Origin of the sequence: Albidovulum sediminicola, from assembly GCF_025751575.1 — a bacterium.
Taxonomy (GTDB): Bacteria; Pseudomonadota; Alphaproteobacteria; order Rhodobacterales; family Rhodobacteraceae; genus Albidovulum; species Albidovulum sediminicola.
In genome coordinates this window covers 178,738-198,066 of record NZ_JAOWLA010000002.1, presented here as the reverse complement: position 1 = coordinate 198,066, position 19,329 = coordinate 178,738, and the positions used below count along the sequence as shown (strand labels likewise).

Annotated in this window: 19 protein-coding genes; 5 read left to right on the top strand and 14 right to left on the bottom strand. The window is 66.8% G+C overall.

The genetic code is table 11. From position 1 onward, the window contains the following. Nucleotides 1-109: 109 nt before the first annotated feature. From nuoE to OE647_RS02950, 11 genes are all read right to left on the bottom strand, one after another. Nucleotides 110-1,135: an NADH-quinone oxidoreductase subunit NuoE gene (nuoE, locus tag OE647_RS03000; protein ID WP_263720161.1), complete on the bottom strand. Its 1,026-nt coding sequence runs from the start codon at nucleotides 1,133-1,135 to the stop codon at nucleotides 110-112. Nucleotides 1,136-1,138: 3 nt separating this feature from the next. Continuing rightward, complete coding sequence (locus OE647_RS02995; protein WP_263720160.1) at nucleotides 1,139-1,297, bottom strand: hypothetical protein; 159 nt, start codon at nucleotides 1,295-1,297, stop codon at nucleotides 1,139-1,141. Beyond that, nucleotides 1,297-2,511 carry an NADH-quinone oxidoreductase subunit D gene (locus OE647_RS02990; protein WP_263720159.1) on the bottom strand — a complete coding sequence of 405 codons (1,215 nt, stop codon included), beginning with the start codon at nucleotides 2,509-2,511 and terminating at the stop codon, nucleotides 1,297-1,299. The genes OE647_RS02995 and OE647_RS02990 overlap by 1 nt, the downstream gene beginning before the upstream one ends. A gap of 267 nt (nucleotides 2,512-2,778) precedes the next feature. Beyond that, the gene (locus OE647_RS02985) at nucleotides 2,779-3,381 is read right to left on the bottom strand and encodes an NADH-quinone oxidoreductase subunit C (protein ID WP_263720158.1); all 603 of its coding nucleotides are present in this window, start codon (nucleotides 3,379-3,381) and stop codon (nucleotides 2,779-2,781) included. 10 nt (nucleotides 3,382-3,391) lie between these two features. Beyond that, complete coding sequence (locus tag OE647_RS02980) at nucleotides 3,392-3,925, bottom strand: NuoB/complex I 20 kDa subunit family protein (protein WP_263720157.1); 534 nt, start codon at nucleotides 3,923-3,925, stop codon at nucleotides 3,392-3,394. Next, the gene (locus tag OE647_RS02975) at nucleotides 3,916-4,281 is read right to left on the bottom strand and encodes an NADH-quinone oxidoreductase subunit A (protein ID WP_263720156.1); all 366 of its coding nucleotides are present in this window, start codon (nucleotides 4,279-4,281) and stop codon (nucleotides 3,916-3,918) included. The genes OE647_RS02980 and OE647_RS02975 overlap by 10 nt, the downstream gene beginning before the upstream one ends. A 215-nt stretch (nucleotides 4,282-4,496) precedes the next feature. After that, nucleotides 4,497-5,279 (bottom strand): crotonase/enoyl-CoA hydratase family protein, encoded by a 783-nt coding sequence (locus OE647_RS02970; RefSeq protein WP_263720155.1) that lies wholly within the window; start codon nucleotides 5,277-5,279, stop codon nucleotides 4,497-4,499. After that, the gene (locus tag OE647_RS02965; RefSeq protein ID WP_263720154.1) at nucleotides 5,276-6,148 is read right to left on the bottom strand and encodes a hydroxymethylglutaryl-CoA lyase; all 873 of its coding nucleotides are present in this window, start codon (nucleotides 6,146-6,148) and stop codon (nucleotides 5,276-5,278) included. The genes OE647_RS02970 and OE647_RS02965 overlap by 4 nt, the downstream gene beginning before the upstream one ends. Beyond that, on the bottom strand, nucleotides 6,141-6,803 hold the full coding sequence (locus tag OE647_RS02960; protein ID WP_263720153.1) for a glutathione S-transferase family protein: 663 nt from the start codon (nucleotides 6,801-6,803) through the stop codon (nucleotides 6,141-6,143). The genes OE647_RS02965 and OE647_RS02960 overlap by 8 nt, the downstream gene beginning before the upstream one ends. Further along, nucleotides 6,800-8,728 carry an acetyl-CoA carboxylase biotin carboxylase subunit gene (locus OE647_RS02955; protein ID WP_263720152.1) on the bottom strand — a complete coding sequence of 643 codons (1,929 nt, stop codon included), beginning with the start codon at nucleotides 8,726-8,728 and terminating at the stop codon, nucleotides 6,800-6,802. The genes OE647_RS02960 and OE647_RS02955 overlap by 4 nt, the downstream gene beginning before the upstream one ends. Before the next feature lie 96 nt (nucleotides 8,729-8,824). After that, on the bottom strand, nucleotides 8,825-10,429 hold the full coding sequence (locus tag OE647_RS02950) for a carboxyl transferase domain-containing protein (protein WP_263720151.1): 1,605 nt from the start codon (nucleotides 10,427-10,429) through the stop codon (nucleotides 8,825-8,827). A 160-nt stretch (nucleotides 10,430-10,589) separates the two neighbouring features. Here OE647_RS02950 and OE647_RS02945 point away from each other — a divergent pair, with 160 nt between their 5' ends. Next, entirely contained in the window at nucleotides 10,590-11,183 is a 594-nt protein-coding gene (locus tag OE647_RS02945; protein WP_263720150.1) for an OmpW/AlkL family protein, read from the top strand. Between the two features lie 80 nt (nucleotides 11,184-11,263). Here OE647_RS02945 and OE647_RS02940 read toward each other — a convergent pair whose 3' ends face one another. Next, entirely contained in the window at nucleotides 11,264-12,427 is a 1,164-nt protein-coding gene (locus OE647_RS02940; RefSeq protein ID WP_263720149.1) for an isovaleryl-CoA dehydrogenase, read from the bottom strand. 113 nt (nucleotides 12,428-12,540) lie between these two features. Beyond that, entirely contained in the window at nucleotides 12,541-13,203 is a 663-nt protein-coding gene (locus OE647_RS02935) for an HAD-IA family hydrolase (RefSeq protein WP_263720148.1), read from the bottom strand. Nucleotides 13,204-13,330: 127 nt separating this feature from the next. Between OE647_RS02935 and glmU the strand changes: the two genes are divergently transcribed. From glmU to moaA, 4 genes are all read left to right on the top strand, one after another. After that, complete coding sequence (glmU, locus tag OE647_RS02930; RefSeq protein WP_263720147.1) at nucleotides 13,331-14,680, top strand: bifunctional UDP-N-acetylglucosamine diphosphorylase/glucosamine-1-phosphate N-acetyltransferase GlmU; 1,350 nt, start codon at nucleotides 13,331-13,333, stop codon at nucleotides 14,678-14,680. Beyond that, a complete protein-coding gene (gene glmS, locus OE647_RS02925) occupies nucleotides 14,680-16,494 on the top strand; it encodes a glutamine--fructose-6-phosphate transaminase (isomerizing) (protein ID WP_263720146.1) in 1,815 nt (604 codons plus the stop codon). Before glmU ends, glmS begins: the two co-directional genes overlap by 1 nt. Then, nucleotides 16,491-17,168: a DNA alkylation repair protein gene (locus tag OE647_RS02920; protein WP_263720145.1), complete on the top strand. Its 678-nt coding sequence runs from the start codon at nucleotides 16,491-16,493 to the stop codon at nucleotides 17,166-17,168. The genes glmS and OE647_RS02920 overlap by 4 nt, the downstream gene beginning before the upstream one ends. Before the next feature lie 64 nt (nucleotides 17,169-17,232). Continuing rightward, nucleotides 17,233-18,234: a GTP 3',8-cyclase MoaA gene (moaA, locus tag OE647_RS02915; protein WP_263720144.1), complete on the top strand. Its 1,002-nt coding sequence runs from the start codon at nucleotides 17,233-17,235 to the stop codon at nucleotides 18,232-18,234. Here moaA and OE647_RS02910 read toward each other — a convergent pair. Continuing rightward, complete coding sequence (locus tag OE647_RS02910; protein ID WP_263720143.1) at nucleotides 18,231-19,241, bottom strand: GlxA family transcriptional regulator; 1,011 nt, start codon at nucleotides 19,239-19,241, stop codon at nucleotides 18,231-18,233. The genes moaA and OE647_RS02910 overlap by 4 nt on opposite strands. Between the last annotated feature and the right edge of the window lie 88 nt (nucleotides 19,242-19,329).

Genomic DNA, 19,329 nt, shown 5'->3' with positions numbered 1-19,329 from the left:
GCGAGCCCCAGAAGCGCCGCGACCAGCCAACATCTTGTCCGACAGGATGAATTCGAAACTCGCGCCATCGCCCCCATTTCCCGCCCCCGACGGGCCTAAATCAGTTCCCTCAGTCCTTTCCGCCTTCGGCAAGCGCCTTGGCCTGCGCGACCCAGTTGTCGCGGCTGACCCGGCCCTTGAACCCTTCGAGGTTGTCATCGACCCAGGCGACCTCTGCCGCTGTCCAGGTCGCGATCTGGTCAAAGTGGAAATAGCCGAGCCCATGCAGAAGGGCCTCCAGCTTCGGGCCGACGCCCTTGATGCGCTTCAGGTCGTCCGCCCCTCCGTCACGCGCGGCTGCAAGCCCAGTGGGCTTTTGCGCCGGGGCCGACGCGGGCGCCGCGGCTGCAGCGGGCTTTTCCGCCTTGGCCTTGGCCGGCTTTGCGGCCTTGCCAAGCCAGGGCGTCAGCAGCGGAACCTCGGTCCCGTCAATGCGCTTGATCCCGTCGCGCAGGTCCACCGCCCGCTGGACGGAGGCGTTGTACTGCGCCTTGCCCGCGTCGTGATCCTTGAGCGAGGTCAGCCCCTTCAGCGGCTCGGACGCATAACGCCCGTTCTGCGGCCCCGGCACCGGCGCACGACCGCCCGACATCTCGTCCAGGAGGCGGTTGAGGCTCGAAGCCGTCAGATCCTCGTAATAGTCCTTACCGATCTGGGCCATCGGCGCGTTGGTGCAGGCGCCCAGGCACTCAACCTCTTCCCAGGAAAACTTGCCGTCAGCGGACAGCGTGTGCGGGGTCGGCGCGATGCGTTCCTTGCAGACCGAGATCAGCTCCTCCGCCCCGCAGATCATGCAGGACGTGGTGCCGCAGATCTGGATATGCGCAACAGTGCCAACGGGTTGCAGTTGGAACATGAAGTAGAAGGTCGCAACCTCCAGCGCCCGGATATGAGCCAGGCCAAGCATGTCCGCGACATGCTCGATCGCCGGACGGCTCAGCCAGCCCTCCTGCTCCTGCGCGCGCCACAGCAGCGGGATGATCGCGCTGGCCTGGCGGCCCTCCGGGTACTTGGTGATCTGCCCCTTCGCCCAGGCGAGGTTCGCGGGCGTGAATTCGAAGGAGGCAGGCTGTTCTTTGTGAAGGCGGCGGAGCATGACTTAGATGTATCCCCTGGCGATAGTCAGGATTGCAGCGGTGATGGCGCCGATGATGGCCCCCATGACAAGACGATTTCCCGCCCGGGCGCCGAAGACCGCGGCAAGGCCAGAGGCCGCGCCGAGGATCAGCGTCCAGAGGTTGATCGTCAGGTCGGGCATCAGCGGTCGATCTCCCCGAACACGACGTCCATGGTGCCGATGATCGCGGCGACGTCGGCCAACATGTGGCCCTTGGCCATCCAGTCGAGCGACTGGAGGTGCAGGTAGCCGGGCGCGCGGATCTTGGCGCGGTAAGGTTTGTTGGACCCGTCGGACTTGAGGTAGACCCCGAATTCGCCCTTAGGCGCCTCGACGGCGGCATAGACCTCGCCCGAGGGCACGTGGAAACCCTCGGTGTAAAGCTTGAAGTGGTGGATAAGCGCCTCCATCGAGCGCTTCATCTCCCCCCGCTTCGGCGGCGACATCTTGCCGCGCGCCATCACGTCGGTCTTGCCCGCAGGTTCCCGCAGCTTGGCGATCGCCTGGTGGATGATCGACGTGCTCTCCCGCATCTCCGCCATGCGGCAGAGGTAGCGGTCGTAGCAGTCACCGTTCTTGCCGACCGGGATCTTGAAGTCGAACTCGTCGTAGCATTCGTAGGGCTGCGCGCGGCGCAGGTCCCAGGCCATGCCCGATCCGCGAACCATGACGCCCGAATAGCCCCAGTCGAGCGCGTCCTGTTCATGGACGATGCCGATATCGGCGTTGCGCTGCTTGAAGATACGGTTGTCGGTCAGGAGGCCGTCGATATCGTCCAGCACCTTGGGGAAGGCGGTCGCCCATTCCTCGATATCGTCGATCAGGTCCTCGGGCAGGTCCTGATGGACGCCGCCGGGGCGGAAATACGCGGCGTGAAGCCGCGCGCCGCAGGCGCGTTCGTAAAAGACCATGAGCTTTTCACGCTCTTCGAAGCCCCAGAGCGGCGGCGTCAGCGCGCCCACGTCCATCGCCTGCGTGGTGACGTTCAGCAGGTGGTTCAGGATGCGCCCGATTTCCGAGTAAAGCACCCGGATCAGCTGCCCGCGACGTGGCACCACGGTGCCTGTCAGCTTTTCGATGGCCAGGCACCAGGCGTGTTCCTGGTTCATCGGCGCCACATAGTCGAGGCGGTCGAAATACGGCAGGTTCTGCAGGTAGGTGCGGCTTTCCATCAGCTTTTCGGTGCCGCGGTGCAGAAGGCCGATATGGGGGTCGGCACGCTCCACGATCTCGCCGTCAAGCTCCAGCACGAGGCGCAGCACGCCGTGCGCGGCCGGGTGCTGGGGACCGAAGTTGATGTTGAAGTTGCGGATCTGCTGTTCGCCGGTCAGGGCGTCATTGAAATTGCCGTCCATCACGCAGCGCCTCCGGTGCGGTGAAAATCGCCGTACATCATGTCGTTGCCCCACCCCCATGCTCTGTCTCGGCGGCTTTCGGCTCGGACAAGGCTAGTATCCAAAGAAGGACTAAGGCAATGAATCCCGACATCGGAATGATCAAGAGCGAAAGCGATATCCACTTTGAAATCCCGAACTTTGGCAAGAGCTTCCAGAACGGGAATATGACCAAGAACGCGGCCATTATCAGGATGCCGATATTTGCGGGCGAAAGGATGTCCCACATCACTTCGCACCCTTCTCGTCACCCGGAAGGATGTACTGGGCACCCTCCCACGGGCTCATGAAATCGAACTGGCGGTAGTCCTGGACCAGCTTGACCGGTTCATAGACCACGCGCTTCTCGGCCTCGTCGTAGCGGACTTCGGTATAGCCGGTGGTCGGGAAATCCTTGCGCAGTGGATGGCCGCGGAAACCGTAGTCGGTCAGGATGCGCCGCAGGTCCGGATGACCGGAGAAGAGGATGCCGAACATGTCGAACACCTCGCGCTCGAACCAGTTGGCCGAGACGTGGACCGGGGTGATCGAAGGCACCATGTCGTCTTCGCGCGCGGCCAGTTTCACGCGGATGCGGTGATTCCGGTACATGGACAGGAAGTGGTAGATCACATCGAAGCGCGCGGGGCGTTCCGGGTGGTCCACGGCGGTGATGTCGACAAGGGTCGAGAACCGGCAGTTCTGGTCGGAGCGGAGGAACTCGACGAACTCCACGATGCCCGAAAGCGTCACGGTCACGTTCAACTCGCCAAAGGCGATCTCGGTGGCGACGACCTCGTTCGGGCGTTTGATCTCGATATGGGCGGCGAGTTCCTGAAGAGCAGCAGTCATGGATACCCCCTCAGCGCACGAGCGTGCCGGTGCGGCGGATCTTCCGCTGCAATTGCAGGATGCCGTAAAGCAGCGCCTCGGCCGTCGGCGGGCAGCCGGGAACGTAGATGTCCACCGGCACGATGCGGTCGCAGCCGCGCACGACCGAGTAGCTGTAGTGGTAGTAGCCGCCGCCGTTGGCGCAGGATCCCATGGAGATCACGTAGCGCGGCTCAGGCATCTGGTCGTAGACCTTGCGCAGCGCCGGCGCCATCTTGTTGGTCAGCGTGCCGGCCACGATCATCAGGTCCGACTGGCGCGGAGAGGCGCGCGGTGCCGTGCCGAAGCGTTCAAGGTCGTAGCGCGGCATCGAGGTGTGCATCATCTCGACCGCGCAGCAGGCCAGGCCGAAGGTCATCCAGTGCAGCGAGCCGTTGCGCGCCCAGTTGATGATGTCCTCGGTCGTCGTCAGCAGGAAGCCCTTGTCCTGAAGCTCGCGGTTCAGCGCCTCTGTCGCGACCTCGCGGTCCGCGCCGGCCGTGTTGGCACCGGTCATCACGCCCATTCCAAGGCCCCTTTCTTCCACAGGTAGGCAAAGCCCAGCGTCAATTCCGCCAGGAAGGTCATCATCGACCAGAACGCCACGTCAGAGAGGTTCTGGAACGCCACCGCCCAGGGGAAGAGGAAGGCCACTTCCAGGTCAAAGATGATGAACAGGATCGAGACGAGGTAGAAGCGCACATCGAACTTCATCCGCGCGTCGTCGAAGGCGTTGAAGCCGCATTCGTAGGCCGAGACCTTCTCCGGATCCGGGTTGCGAACGGCGATCACGACGGCGGCGAGGATCAGGACAAGCCCGAGGCCGACGGCGATGGCCAGAAAGATCAGGATGGGCAGGTATTCTCGCAGGAGTATGTCCAAGGGGCGGCTCCTTCTTCGCGGCGACAAAGCGCCTGCGGCTTGTGGCTTCTGAGCCGTTTACTCCCCCGCCATGGCCGGGTCAACCAAGGGCAGCGCTCCGGCCTATCCGTAAAAGCGGGCAAAACCCGCAAGATGGTCGATTTCGCGGAAAATGTCGCAGCCGTGCCGCAGCGCAGCATTCGCGCGGCGGCGCGGGTCCGGCCTGACCGATTCCGTCAGCACTTCCAGGCGGGCGGGCGCTTTTCGAAGAAAGCCGCGATTCCCTCTTGCGCCTCGTCGCCCTCCCAACGGCGGACAAGCGCCCCGATCGTCTCGGCGATGATCGCCGCGTCGATGGGCGGGCCGAGCCTGCGCGCAAGCGCCTTGGCCTCCGCCACCGCGCCGGGGGCGCAGGACAGATAGGGGACGACTTCGTCCTCGATCGCGGCGTCAAGATCGGCGGGGTCGACGACACGGGCCAGCAGGCCCAGCGCGACGGCCTCCTGCGCGCCGAAAAGGCGCCCGGACATGAAGACCCGCCGCGCCTTCGCCTCGCCCATGCGGGCAAGCACATAGGGGCCGATCGTCGCCGGGACGAGGCCCAGCCGCGTCTCCGTCAGGCCGAAACGGGCGCCCGGCACGCCGATGGCCACATCGCAGACCGACATCATGCCGACGCCGCCGCCAAAGGCGTTGCCGTGGACGCGCCCGATCAGGGGCTTCGGGCAGGTGTTGAGCGCCTGGAGCATCATGGCAAGCTTCGTCGCCTCACGCGCGCGGGTCGCAGCATCGGCCTCCATCTGCGCGCGCATCCAGCCAAGGTCGCCCCCGGCGCAGAAGCTTTCGCCCGCCCCCGCCAGCACGATCACCCGCACCGCCGGGTCCCGGCCCAGCCGTTCGGCCGCGTCGGTCAGTTCGGCGATCATCTGGGCGGACAGGACGTTGTGCTTGGCCGGGCGGTTCAAGGTCAGCCGCGCGACACCGCGCGCGTCGCAGTCGATGGTGATGGTCTCGTTCATTCCGCCGTTCCTTCCTGTCCGCTCCGCATCGCCCGCGCCATTGCCGCCGCGGCGGCCAGAAGCGCGGGGTCGAGCCCGGTGTCATAGCCCAGCGCGCCGAGCCGTGCAGCAACCGCCTCGGTCGCGACGTTTCCGGCGGCGCCGGGGGCATAGGGACAGCCCCCCAGCCCCCCCACCGCCGCGTCGAAGACCCGGAGGCCCCGCGCCAGCGACACCTCGATATTCGCCAGCGCCCGACCGGCCGTGTCGTGATAATGCCCGGCCAAACGGTCTGCCGGCATCTCTTCCAGCACCGCCGAAAGCATCGCATCCACCCGTTCCAGGCGCCCCTGACCGATCGTGTCACCGAGGCTGACCTCGTGACATCCCATCTCGCGCAGCTCCGCCGTCACCCGCGCGACCGCCTGCGGCGCCACGGCGCCGTCGTAGGGACAATCCGTGACCACCGAAACATAGCCACGCAGCGCGATCCCGTCGGCGCGCGCGGCCTCCGCCACCGGGCGGAAGCGTTCCAGGCTTTCGGCGATCGTGCAGTTGAGGTTGGCCTTCGAGAACCCCTCCGAGGCGGAGGCGAAGATCGCGACCTCGTCCGCGCGGGCGGCGCGGGCGGCCTCGTAGCCCTTGAGGTTAGGCGTCAGCGCCATGTAGCGCACACCCGGGGCACGCGTCATGCCCGCCATCACCGCGGCACTGTCGGCCATCTGCGGAACCCATTTCGGGGAGACGAAGCTGGCCACCTCGATCCGGCGGAAGCCCACCCGGTTCAGCGCATTGATCAGCGCGATCTTTTCTTCGGTCGGGATCAGGCGCTTTTCGTTCTGGAGCCCGTCACGCGGCCCCATTTCGACGATCTCGACGAACTCAGGCATTGGCCACCTCGTAGAAATCCCGGTCATAGAACTTCTGCGGCCCGTCCAGTTCCCGCGCCCGGACGAAGCCCGGCCGCGCGCCCACCCGCGCCAGATAGGCGCGGATCGCCGGGAACGGATCAAGCCGGACGAAATAGGCCGCCGCCAAGAGGTTGTAGACCAGCATCGTGTCAGCGCCCGAAAAACCCCCGGACAGGATATGGTCCCGACCAGTCAGACGCGCCTCGACGGTGCGCAATGTCAGTTCCAGCCGCATGGTATCGAGCTTCAGAAGCGTCTTCGACCGTGTCGCGGGATCGCGCAGAAACACCCATTGCAGGTTGAGATTGGCGATCAGATGCCCCTGCGTCTCGGCGAAATGCACCCATTCGAGGAACGCGGGGCGTTCGGGGTGACCCACGGCCCGGCCAAGGCCATGGCTCGCTCGGGTCTCGCAGAGGTATTCGGTGATGGCGCCGCTCTCACTCATCGTGATGCCGTCAATCTCCAGCGCGGGCACGCGTCCGGCCAGCGACTTGCCCATGTAGTCGGGATGGCGGAGCGATCCGTCGGTGATGGAGTATTCCACGATCTCCGGATCGATCCCCATTTCGCAGAGCAGAAAGAGCACGCGGAAGGAGCGCGAGAAGGGCACATGATGAAGGCGGGGTGTCATGCCTGTTCCTCCTCCAGCCGGATCAGGGCGACACCGGCCTCGACCTGGCTGCCGGGGCTGGTCAGGACCTCGGCCACGGTACCGTCGCGGGCGGCGGCGAGCGTATGTTCCATCTTCATCGCCTCCAGTACCGCCAGCCGGTCGCCCGCCTTGACGGTCTGTCCGGGGCTGACGAACACCGCCTTGACGAGCCCCGGCATCGGCGAAAGCGTCAGCCCCCCGCCGGCTGCCTCCGACCGGCGGTCGAGCGGATCGGTCCGCTCAAAATGGAAGGCGCCGGGGCCGAAGACGCTGATGCGGCCCGGCGTCGGGACGATCCGCGCGCCCGAGGGGCGGCCGTTGACCCACCAGCTGCCGGAAACGCGACGGCATTCCGCCTCTTCGTCCTCGATGCGCACGCGCGCATGGCCGGGGGCGAGGACCTGAACCTGCGCGGTGAACCCGTCGAGCGTGACGGTATGCAGAAGCGGCGCCCAAAGCGCGAAACCGGCCATGGCCCCTCCCCCTTCGGCAAGCCCCGCTGCCCCCAGCGCGGCAAGTGCGCGCACGCTAAGGTCGGGGGCCGCAGCGCGGGTCAGGCTGTCAAGGTCGCGGGCGATCAGGCCGGTATCGACCTCGCCCCGTGCAAAGCCCTCGTGCCGGGCGAGCGCGCCCAGGAACGACAGGTTGGTGACGGAGCCGGCAACCTCCGTCCCCTCAAGCGCGGCGCGCAGGCGCGAAAGCGCGATGGCGCGGGTGGGCCCGTGGGTGATGATCTTGGCGATCATCGGGTCATACCAGGGGCTGATCGTGTCACCGGGGCGCACGCCGGTATCGGCGCGGGCGCCCTCGGGGAAGCGCAGATGGCTCAGCGTGCCTGTCGCGGGCAGGAAGCCCGCCGGGACGTCCTCGGCGTAAAGGCGCGCCTCGAAGGCATGGCCGGAAAGGCGGATCGCGTCCTGGGCGGCGGGTAAGGGCTCTCCGCTGGCCACGCGCAACTGCCATTCCACGAGGTCGATCCCCGTGATCGCCTCGGTCACCGGGTGTTCGACCTGAAGGCGGGTGTTCATCTCCATGAACCAGAAGCGGTCGGCACGCAGCCCGTCCGAGCCGTCGACGATGAACTCGACCGTGCCCGCGCCCTTGTAGCCGATCGCCTCGGCGGCGCGGACGGCGGCCTGGCCCATGGCGGCACGCATCGCCTCGGTCATGCCCGGGGCGGGCGCCTCCTCGATCACCTTCTGGTGGCGGCGCTGAAGCGAGCAGTCGCGCTCGAAAAGATGGACCGCGCTGGCGCCGTCGCCGAAGACCTGGACCTCGATATGGCGGGGCTTCTGGACGTATTTCTCGATCAGGACGGCGGGGTTGCCGAAGGCGGTCCGCGCCTCCCCTTGTGCGCTTTCAAGCGCCGCCGCGAAGTCCTGCGGCCGCTCGACCAGGCGCATGCCCTTGCCGCCGCCGCCCGCGACGGCCTTGATGAGCACGGGGTAGCCGATCGTGTCCGCCGCGCCGGCCAGATGTTCGGGGTCCTGGTTCGCGCCGTGATAACCTGGCACGACCGGGACGCCCGCCTGTTCCATCAGCGCCTTGGCGGCATCCTTGAGACCCATGGCGCGGATGGCGCTGGCCGAGGGACCGATGAAGGTCAGGCCCGCCTTTTCGACCGCCTCCACGAAGTCCGGGTTTTCGGAGAGGAACCCGTAGCCGGGGTGGATCGCCTCCGCCCCTGTCGCGATGGCGGCGGCGATGATGGCGTCACCCCTCAGGTAGCTGTCGGCCGGGCGGGGCCCGCCGATATGGACGGCCTCATCGGCCATCGCCACATGGCGGGCGGTGGCGTCGGCATCGGAATAGACGGCGACGGTGGCGACGCCCAGTTTGCGGGCGCTGTCGATGACGCGGGCGGCGATCTCGCCCCGGTTGGCGATCAGGATCTTCTTGAACATCAGCGGACCTCTGGATTGGCGCGCGGCCGGGGGCTGCCTGCCCCCGGACCCCCGGGGATATTTAGCGAAAAGAAGAAGGAAGGATGGGCCATCGGCTTACATCCGGAAGACGCCGAAGCGGGTGGGCTCGATCGGCGCGTTCAGCGCCGCCGAGAGCGAGAGCGCGAGGACCTCGCGCGTGCGGCGCGGGTCTATGATGCCGTCGTCCCAAAGGCGGGCCGAGGCATAGAGCGGGTGCGACTGTTCCTCGAACATCTCGATCGTGGGGCGCTTGAACTCGGCTTCCTCCTCGGGCGACCAGGTGCCTCCGGCCCGTTCGATCCCCTCGCGCCGGACGGTCGCCAGGACGCCCGCCGCCTGTTCGCCCCCCATGACCGAGATGCGGCTGTTGGGCCAGGTCCAGAGGAAGCGGGGGGAATAGGCGCGCCCGGCCATGCCGTAATTGCCCGCGCCGAAGGAGCCGCCGACGAGGCAGGTGATCTTCGGGACAGAGGTGGTTGCGACGGCGGTGACCATCTTGGCCCCATGGCGGGCGATGCCTTCGTTCTCATACTTCCGGCCGACCATGAAGCCGGTGATGTTCTGGAGGAACACCAAGGGCACGCCGCGCTGGGAACAGAGTTCGACGAAATGCGCGCCCTTGACCGCGCTTTCCGAAAAGAGGACGCCGTTGTTGGCGACGATGCCGACGGGACAGCCCGCGACATGGGCGAAGCCCGTCACCAGCGTTTCACCGAAGCGCGCCTTGAACTCGTCGAAGCGGGAGCCATCGACGATGCGGGCGATGACCTCCCGGATATCGTAGGGGGTGCGCAGGTCGCCCGGAACCAGGCCCAGGATCTCTTCCGGGTCGTAGGCCGGATCTTCCGGGCTTTGCCAGGCGACGGTTCCGGGGCGCTGGCGGTTAAGGTTGGCGATGGCGCGGCGGGCAAGCGCCAGCGCGTGGGCATCATCCTCGGCCAGGTAGTCGGCGACACCCGAAAGGCGCGTATGCACGTCGCCGCCGCCCAGGTCCTCGGCGCTGACGACCTCGCCGGTTGCGGCCTTCACGAGCGGGGGACCGGCCAGGAAGATCGTCCCCTGGCCCTTCACGATGATCGAGACATCGGACATGGCCGGCACATAGGCGCCGCCGGCCGTGCAAGACCCCATGACGACGGCGACCTGGGGGATGCCCTTCGCGCTCATCTGCGCCTGGTTGAAGAAGATGCGGCCGAAATGGTCGCGGTCGGGGAAGACCTCGTCCTGGTTGGGCAGGTTGGCGCCGCCAGAGTCCACGAGGTAGACGCAGGGCAGATGGTTCTGCTCGGCGATCTCCTGCGCACGCAGGTGTTTCTTCACCGTCATCGGGTAGTAGGTACCACCCTTCACGGTGGCGTCGTTGGCGACCACCATGACCTCTTGCCCATGGACGCGGCCGATCCCGGCGATCAACCCGGCGGAGGGCGCGGCGCCGTCATACATGCCATGGGCCGCTGTGGCGCCGATTTCGAGGAACGGGGAGCCCGCGTCGAGCAGGTTCGCCACCCTCTCACGCGGCGGCATCTTGCCGCGCGCGGTGTGGCGGGCGAGCGCCTTGGCGCCGCCACCGGCGGCGGCGAGGGCGGCGGCCTCAGCCACGGTCGCCAGCATCGCCTCATGCGCCGCGCGGTTGGTGCGGAAGGTGTCGGAGGTGGGCAGGACGGAGGAGGTCAGGCGCATGGGATCACCTCGGATCTACGGGAAGGCGCATCACGCGCGTGGCGAATGCGCAACAGGCCCCCGGCGGGCGGGGACGGCTTTGTGGAAGTTGACCTGCATCAACGCGCTGCACTGCAGCAATGCTAGTCAGCCGCCGCGCGACATAACGGAGAGACGTATTATGAAACTGACCCTTGCATCCGCCCTGATCGCCCTCGCGACCGCGGCTCCGGCCTTCGCCCAGTCCGCTGGCGACTGGACCGTGGGCTTCGGCCTTGGCTGGGTGTCGCCCAAGGACGACAACGGGCTTCTGGCCGGCGCGGCGACCTCGGTCGACAACGACCTGCGCCCGACCATTACCGTGGAATACTTCCCCTGGAACAACGTCGGCATCGAGCTTCTGGCCGCCACGCCCTTCGAGCATACCGCGACGATCGCGGGCGTCGGCACCGCCAGCACGAAGCACCTGCCGCCCACCCTCTCGCTCGTCTACCACATCCCGACCGCGGGCAAGGTCACGCCCTTCGTCGGCGCCGGTCTCAACTACACCACCTTCTTCAGCGAGAAATCCGCACTGGGCAACGTGAAGCTGGACGACTCCTTCGGTCTGGCGGTGAAGGCGGGCTTCGATGTCGCGGTTTCCGACAAGGGCGCACTGCGGACCGAGGTGCGCTGGATGGACATCGACAGCGACGTGTCGCTGAACGGCACCCCGATCGGCACGGTCAACATCGACCCGGTCGTCTTCGGCATGTCCTACGTGATGAAGTTCTAGGACGCAGACCCGTTCAAGGGTCCGAACGAGGCGCGCCTGCCGGGCGCGCCTTTCTGCTATCCGGCCGTCGCGACCGCGCATCACCCCATCGCCCCCATCAGCTCCCGCCCGATCAGCATGCGACGGATCTCGCTTGTCCCCGCGCCGATCTCCATGAGTTTCGCATCGCGGAAGATGCGAGAGACGGGGGTTTCGTTCATGAAGCCCGCACCTCCCATGGCCTGCACGGCCTGATGCGCGACCGTCATCGCCTCTTCCGAGGCGTAAAGCACGCAGGCCGCCGCGTCCTGGCGGGTGACCTCGCCCCGGTCGCAGGCGCGGGCGACCTCGTAGACATAGGCGCGGGCAGAGTTCATCTTGGTGTAGATGTCGGCAATCTTGGCCTGCATCAGTTGGAAGCTGCCGATCGGCTGGCCGAACTGCTTGCGCTGCGCGAGGTAGGGCATGATCTCGTCAAGGCAGGCGGCCATGATCCCGGTGCCGATCCCAGACAGCACGACCCGTTCGTAGTCGAGCCCCGACATCAGGACGCGCACGCCCTTGCCTTCGGTCCCCAGCACGTTTTCGAAGGGCACCTCAACATCCTCGAATACCAGTTCGGCCGTGTTCGAGCCGCGCATGCCGAGCTTGTCGAAATGCTTCGAGGTCGAGAAGCCCTTCATGGTCTTTTCGACGATGAAGGCGGTGATGCCCTTGGACCCGGCATCCGGGTCGGTCTTGGCGTAGACGACCAGCGTATCGGCGTCCGGGCCGTTGGTGATCCAGAACTTGGTGCCGTTCAGCACGTAGTAGCCGTTGCGCTTCTCGGCCCGCAGTTTCATCGAGACGACGTCGGAGCCCGCCCCGGCCTCGGACATGGCGAGCGCGCCGACATGGTCGCCCGAGATCAGGCCGGGCAGGTACTTGCGCTTTTGCTCAACGGTCCCGTTCAGCTTGATCTGGTTGACGCACAGGTTCGAATGCGCGCCGTAGGACAGGCTGACCGAGGCGGAAGCGCGGGCGATCTCCTCGGTCGCGACGACATGGGCAAGGTAGGACATGCCTGCCCCCCCGAATTCCTCGGGAACCGTGATGCCCAGAAGGCCAAGATCGCCCATTTCCTTCCAGAGCGCGGCCGGGAATTCGTTCGTGCGGTCCACCTCGGCCGCGATCGGCTTGACCCGATCCTGCGCCCAGCGGTGCACCATGTCCCTGAGCGCCTCGACCTCCTCGCCAAGGTGGAACTTCATGGATGCGGTGAACATCGGCGGCCTCCCGGAAATGAACAACTGTTCAATTCATAGGGCGAAAGCGTGAGTCGGGTCAATGGGGTCGTGAGGACCCTAAGGTTGACGAAACGGAAACAATGATGGCGCCTTCAGGCGATCAACCGCTCAGCAAGCAACGGTAGCTGATGAAAGGCGTCAAAGGTCGCCTCGGGCGCGAAGGCGCGCACGCCCTGCCCCGCCGGGCCGAAGGTGACAAGCGCCACCGGAACCCCCGCGGCGGCGGCGGTCTTTCGGTCGGTGTCGGTGTCCCCCACCAGCATGGAACGGCCCAGTGCGCCGCCCGCGCGCGCCACCGACAGGCGATAGGGCGCGGGATCGGGCTTGCGCACCGGCAAGGTATCGGCCCCGACGAGCGAGCCGAAGAGGTCGCGCACTCCCAGCCGCGACAGCAGCACCTCGGCCAGCCGTTCGGGCTTGTTGGTGCAGATTCCGGTCGCGAACCCCGCGCCGCGCAAGGCCTCAACTGCCTCGACCGCGCCCGGATAGAGGCGCGTTTCGCGGTCGATCCCCTCCTCATAGGCAGAAAGAAGCAGGGGATACTGGCGGTCCACCTCGGCCTCCGACACCGCGCCCAGCCGGGAAAAGCCAAGCCGCAGCATCGCGCGCCCGCCGTGAAACGCCGTCAGCGCATCGGCGACCGGGTCCAGCAGGTCACCCGCCCCAAGCCCGCGAAAACAGGCGTTCGCCGCCGCGATGAGGTCGGCGGACGTATCCGCCAGCGTCCCGTCCAGATCGAAGATGACCGTGCGCATGCCGCCCCCCGTACGAGCGCCCTCGCGCCCGCCTGTAACCTCCGGTAAGGGATCGTGATCCCCCTCGCCCTTGCGGCAACCGATGCCATGGGTAAAACGGTCAAGTCTGAAAGAAAAGAGCAAGAGCATGGCGACAGCGCTGATCCTCCTCGCCGCGGGACAGGGAACGCGGATGAACTCCGACCTGCCCAAGGTCCTTCACAAGGTGGCGGGCGCGCCGCTTCTGCACCACGCGATGGCGGCTGGCGCGGCGCTTGCGCCCGAACGCGTGGTCGTGGTCGCCGGGCACGGGGCGGAGGCGGTGGCGAAGGCCGCCCTGTCCTATGACGACACCGTGGCGGTGGTTCGCCAGGAAGAGCAGCTCGGCACCGGGCACGCGGTCCAGCAGGCGCTGCCCGCGCTCGAAGGGTTCGAGGGGACCGTGATCGTCCTTTACGGCGACACGCCGTTCATCCAGGCCGAAACCCTCGACGCGATGCTGGTGACGGGGGCCGACGTGACCGTCCTTGGCTTCGAGGCCGCGGAGCCAGGCCGCTACGGCCGCCTGATCGCGCATGACGGTGCGCTGGACCGGATCCTGGAATTCAAGGACGCGACCGAGGAGGAACGCGCGATCCGCCTGTGCAACAGCGGCGTGATCGCGGTTGAGGCGCGGCTGCTCGCCCAACTGGTTGCCGGCCTCACGAATGACAACGCGGCGGGCGAATACTACCTGACCGACATCGTCGCCGCCGCCCGCGCGATGGGCCGCACCGCCCGCGTCGTGACCTGCGACGAGGCCGAAACCATGGGCGTCAACACCCGCACTGAGCTTGCCCGCGCCGAGGCGGCCTTCCAGGCCCGCGCCCGGGCCGAGGCGCTGGACAACGGCGTCACGCTCTCCGCGCCCGAAACCGTCTTCTTCGCGCTCGACACCTGGGTGGGGCGCGATGCGATCATCGGGCAGAACGTCGTCTTCGGCCCCGGCGTGACCGTGGAATCGGGGGCGGAGATCCTGCCCTTCTGCCATCTCGAAGGCTGCCACATCTCACGCGGTGCGCGGGTGGGTCCCTTCGCCCGCCTGCGCCCCGGCGCAGAACTGGCCGAGGAGGTGCACGTCGGCAATTTCGTCGAGGTCAAGAACGCCATCCTCGACGAGGGCGTGAAGGTCGGCCATCTGACCTACCTGGGTGACGCGCATGTGGGCGAGCACACCAACATCGGCGCGGGGACCGTCACCTGCAACTACGACGGCGTGATGAAGCACCGGACCGAGATTGGCGCGCACGCCTTCATCGGCTCGGACACGATGCTGGTGGCGCCGGTCCGCGTCGGCGCCGGGGCGCTGACGGCGTCGGGATCGGTCATCACCCAGGATGTGCCGGACGGGGCCCTGGCGCTCGGCCGGGCGAAACAGGAAACAAAGCCTGGACTCGCAATTAAATTGTTCGAAAAATTGAGACAACAGAAAGCCCGCAGGGCCGAAGGTGGCAAATAATGTGTGGAATCGTCGGTGTGCTTGGCAACCACGAGGTTGCCCCCCTTCTGGTCGAGGCACTCAAGCGGCTCGAATATCGCGGCTATGACTCGGCGGGCATCGCGACGGTCAATCACGGCAAGCTCGACCGCCGCCGCGCCGTGGGTAAGCTTGTCAACCTTTCGGACCTGCTCGTCCACGAACCGCTGCCCGGCAAGTCCGGGATCGGCCACACCCGCTGGGCTACGCATGGCGCGGCGACCGTCATCAACGCCCACCCCCACCGCTCCGGTCCCGTCGCGGTCGTCCACAACGGCATCATCGAGAACTTCCGCGAGTTGCGCGCCGAACTGGCCGAAGCCGGGCTTGCCGGCGAAAGCGAGACCGACACGGAGACCGTGGCCCTTATGCTGCGGCTTTACATGGATCGTGGCCTGCCGCCGCGAGAGGCCGCGCGCGAGACCCTCAAGCGCCTCGAAGGCGCCTTCGCGCTGCTCTTCCTCTTCGAGGGCGAGGACGACCTGATGATCGCCGCCCGCAAGGGCTCGCCCCTTGCCATCGGGCATGGGGAGGGTGAGATGTTCGTGGGCTCCGACGCCATCGCGCTGGCGCCCATGACCGACCGCATCACCTATCTGGAGGAGGGCGACTACGCCTTCGTCACCCGCGATGGGGCGGAGATCTTCGACTCCGAGGACCGCCGCGCCAACCGCGACGCCCTGCGCATCCAGCTGGACCAGACCCGCATCGACAAGGCCGGCTTCAAGCATTTCATGGCCAAGGAGATCGCCGAGCAGCCGGTGGTGCTGGCCGACGCGCTCAAGCACTATGTGCGCGCGGGCCAGATCACCCTGCCCCAGGCGCTGGATTTCTCGAACCTTGACCGGCTGACGCTGGTGGCCTGCGGGACGGCGAACTACGCCTGCCAGACGGCGAAGTACTGGTTCGAAAGCCTGGCGGGCCTGCCGTGCGAGGTCGATATCGCCTCCGAGTTCCGCTACCGCGAACCGCCGCTGCCGGGCAATTCCTTCGCGCTTTTCGTGAGCCAGTCGGGGGAGACCGCCGATACGCTCGCCGCGCTCCGCTTCGCGGCCGACAAGGTCGCCAAGACCGTGGCGGTGGTCAATGTGACGACCTCCTCCATCGCGCGGGAATCTGACATCGTTCTCCCGATCTACGCGGGGGTGGAGGTCGGCGTCGCCTCGACCAAGGCCTTTACCTGCCAGTTGCTGGTGCTCTACCTGCTGGCGCTGAAGGCGGCCGCCGACCGCGGGCGCCTTGACCCGGCGGCACTCGCTGAGCGGCTCGCCGAGGTGGCGAGCCTGCCGGGGCTGATGAACCAGACCCTCTCGCGCGAGGGGGAGATCGCCATGATCGCCCGCGCCCTGGCGGAGGCGCAGGACGTGCTGTTCCTCGGCCGTGGCGCGATGTTCCCCCTGGCCCTGGAAGGGGCTCTGAAACTCAAGGAAATCAGCTATATCCACGCGGAAGGTTATGCATCAGGCGAACTCAAGCACGGGCCGATCGCGCTGATCGACAAAAGCGTTCCGGTGGTGGTGCTGGCGCCGCATGACGGGCTTTTCGACAAGACCGTTTCGAACATGCAGGAGGTGATGGCGCGCCAGGGCAAGGTGGTGCTGATCACCGACACCAAGGGCGCGATCGAAGCGCGCGAGGGGACCTGGAAGCACATCACCCTGCCGACCGTCGCTCCGGCGCTTGCCCCCATCCTATACGCCCTGCCCGCGCAGCTCATGGCCTATCACGCCGCCGTCGCCAAAGGGACCGACGTGGACCAACCGCGCAACCTCGCCAAATCGGTGACGGTGGAATGACCCTGGACGAGGCGCTCGCAGAACTGCGTGCGGGCATCGAACCCGGACGCGCCGGGGAAATGGCGGCCTACCACAAGCAAACGCGCGAGGTCCTGGGTGTTGCGAACCCGTTCCTGAACGATCTGGCGAAGGCGTGGCGGCAGGCGCTGACGGTGGAGGAACGTGTGGCGCTGGCCGATCAGCTCTGGCGGACGGATATCTTCGAGGCGCGGATCCTCGCCGCGAAGCTCCTGACGCAGGCGCGGATCAAGGGGGATGAGGGCGTGTGGCGGCTGATCGCCTCCTGGGTGCCGGAGTTTGACAGCTGGGCCATTGCGGACCATGCCTGCGACGCGGGCGAGCGGCGGCTGGTCGCGGACCCGTCGCGCCTGGAGGAGGTCGAACGCTGGACCACCTCGGACCACATGTGGACGCGGCGCGCGGCGCTGGTCATCACCCTGCCCTGGACCAAGCAGAATCACCCGACGGCGGCCGACCTAGCAATCCGCGACCGGGTGCTGGGCTGGGCCGCCGCCTATGCCGAGGATCGCGACTGGTTCATCCAGAAAGCCATCGCCTGGTGGCTGCGCGACCTGTCGAAGCACGACGCGCCCCGCGTGCGCGCCTTTCTTGAGGCCCATGGCGACCGGCTGAAAGCCTTTGCCCGCAACGAGGCGGCCAAGCACCTCGGCTGACCTGTCCGAAAGTCGAACCGAAGCGCGCCTTGTGGGCTGAACCGCAAAGGACTAGATTTGCGCCATGACACCGCTGATCGACCCTTTCGCCCGGCCCATCTCCTACCTCCGTGTTTCGGTAACGGACCGCTGCGATTTCCGCTGCACCTATTGCATGGCCGAACACATGCAGTTCCTTCCCAAGAAGGACCTGCTGACGCTGGAGGAACTGGACCGCCTCTGTTCCACCTTCATCCGGCTCGGGGTGGAGAAGCTGCGCATCACCGGGGGCGAGCCCTTGGTGCGGCGTGACATCATGACCTTCTTCCGCACGATGTCCCGGCATCTGGACAGCGGCGCGCTGAAGGAACTGACGCTGACCACCAACGGATCGCAGCTGGCGCGGTTCGCTGATGAACTTGCTGCCTGCGGCATCCGCCGCGTCAACGTCTCGCTCGACACGCTCGACCCCGCGAAATTCGCCGAGATCACCCGCTGGGGCCGACTGCCCCAGGTACTTGAGGGGATCGCGGCCGCGAAACGCGCAGGGTTGCGCGTCAAGATCAACACCGTCGCGCTGAAGGGCTTCAACGAGGACGAGTTGTTCCCGCTTCTCGACTGGTGCGCGCAGGAAGGCCACGACCTGACCTTCATCGAGGTCATGCCGATGGGCGAGATGGGCGAAGAGATGCGGCTGGACCAGTACTGGCCGCTGAAGGACCTGCGGGCCCGGCTGGCCGAGCGCTTCACCTTGACCGACCTTGCCGAACGCAGCGGCGGCCCGGCACGATATGTGCGGATTGAGGAGACGGGCCAGAAGATCGGCTTCATCACGCCGCTGACCCACAATTTCTGCGAAAGCTGCAACCGCGTGCGCGTGACCTGCACGGGCGAACTGTTCATGTGCCTGGGGCAAGAGGACATGGCCGACCTGCGCGCGCCCCTGCGCGCTGCCGCCGACGACGGCGTGCTGGAACAGGCGATCCGCGCGGCGATCGCGCGCAAGCCCAAGGGCCATGACTTCGACTACTCGCGCCAGAAGGTTGCGGGCCAGATGTCGCGCCACATGAGCCATACCGGCGGCTAGGTCCCGCCTGCCCCCCCCTGCGCCCGGCGCCAAGCCTCGGGCGTGATCCCCTCCGCCGCGCGAAACACCCGGATCAGGTGAGAGACATCGGAAAATCCCGTCTCCGCCGCGATCTGCGTCACGCTTTTCTCGCCCCGCGCCAGCAGGGCCCGCACCTGCGCCAGACGCATGCGCCGCCCCGCCTCGGCCGGGGAGATGGCCAGATCCTCCGCAAAGCGGCGTTCGAGCGTCCGGCGGCTGACGCCCAGCTGGCGCGCCAGTCGTTCAGCGGTCGGGGGAGTCTCGGGGAATTGCTGCATCCAGAGCAGGGCGCGCTTGACCAGAGCATCGCTTGCGCGCAGTTCCACCGGCAGGCCGGGCTGCGGCCGCTCCGCTGCCAGGGCATCGTCGACGATCATGATCGACAGGCTTTTGCGCGCCGCCGCGCGCCCGATGTGGCGGTCGACCAGGAAGGCCGCCAGATGCGCGGTCGAGGCGCCGCCCGAACAGGTCAACCGGTCGCGATCCACCACGAAGATCTGGTCGGAAACCGGCAGCATCTGATCGAACAGCTCCAGGAAGTCCTCGCGGTGGAACCAGCTGACACAGCAGCGGTAACCCTGCATCAGACCGGCCCGCGCCAGGATGAAGGCGCCGGTGCAGAGCCCGATCAACGGCACACCGGATGCCGCCGCCCGGCAGAGCCATGCCTCCGCCTCGGGGGAGATCCACTGGCCCTCGCCGATCAGCCCGCCGACGACCGCGATATAGTCGAAGCGGGTTGGGTCGCCGAGCGAATCCTCCGCCTCCACGTAAAGGCCGCAGCTTGATTCCACCGGGCCCGGCCGCATCGCGACGACACGCCAGGAACACAGGATCGGCCGGGATCGGTCGCCCTCGTCCGCGGCCAGCCGCAGGACATCGATGAAATTGGCGAGGGCAGCCAGCGTGAAGCGCCGCGCAAGCAGGATGCCCACGCGCAGGCGCGCGGGTTGCTTGGCCGGAAGGGATTGGGTCTGGTGACGCATTTGTAACGCCAGGATGACGCATAAATTCAGGAAAAACGAAAAATATTCGACATAATCAGACCCGGAAGCGACATGACGCGCCGGAGTG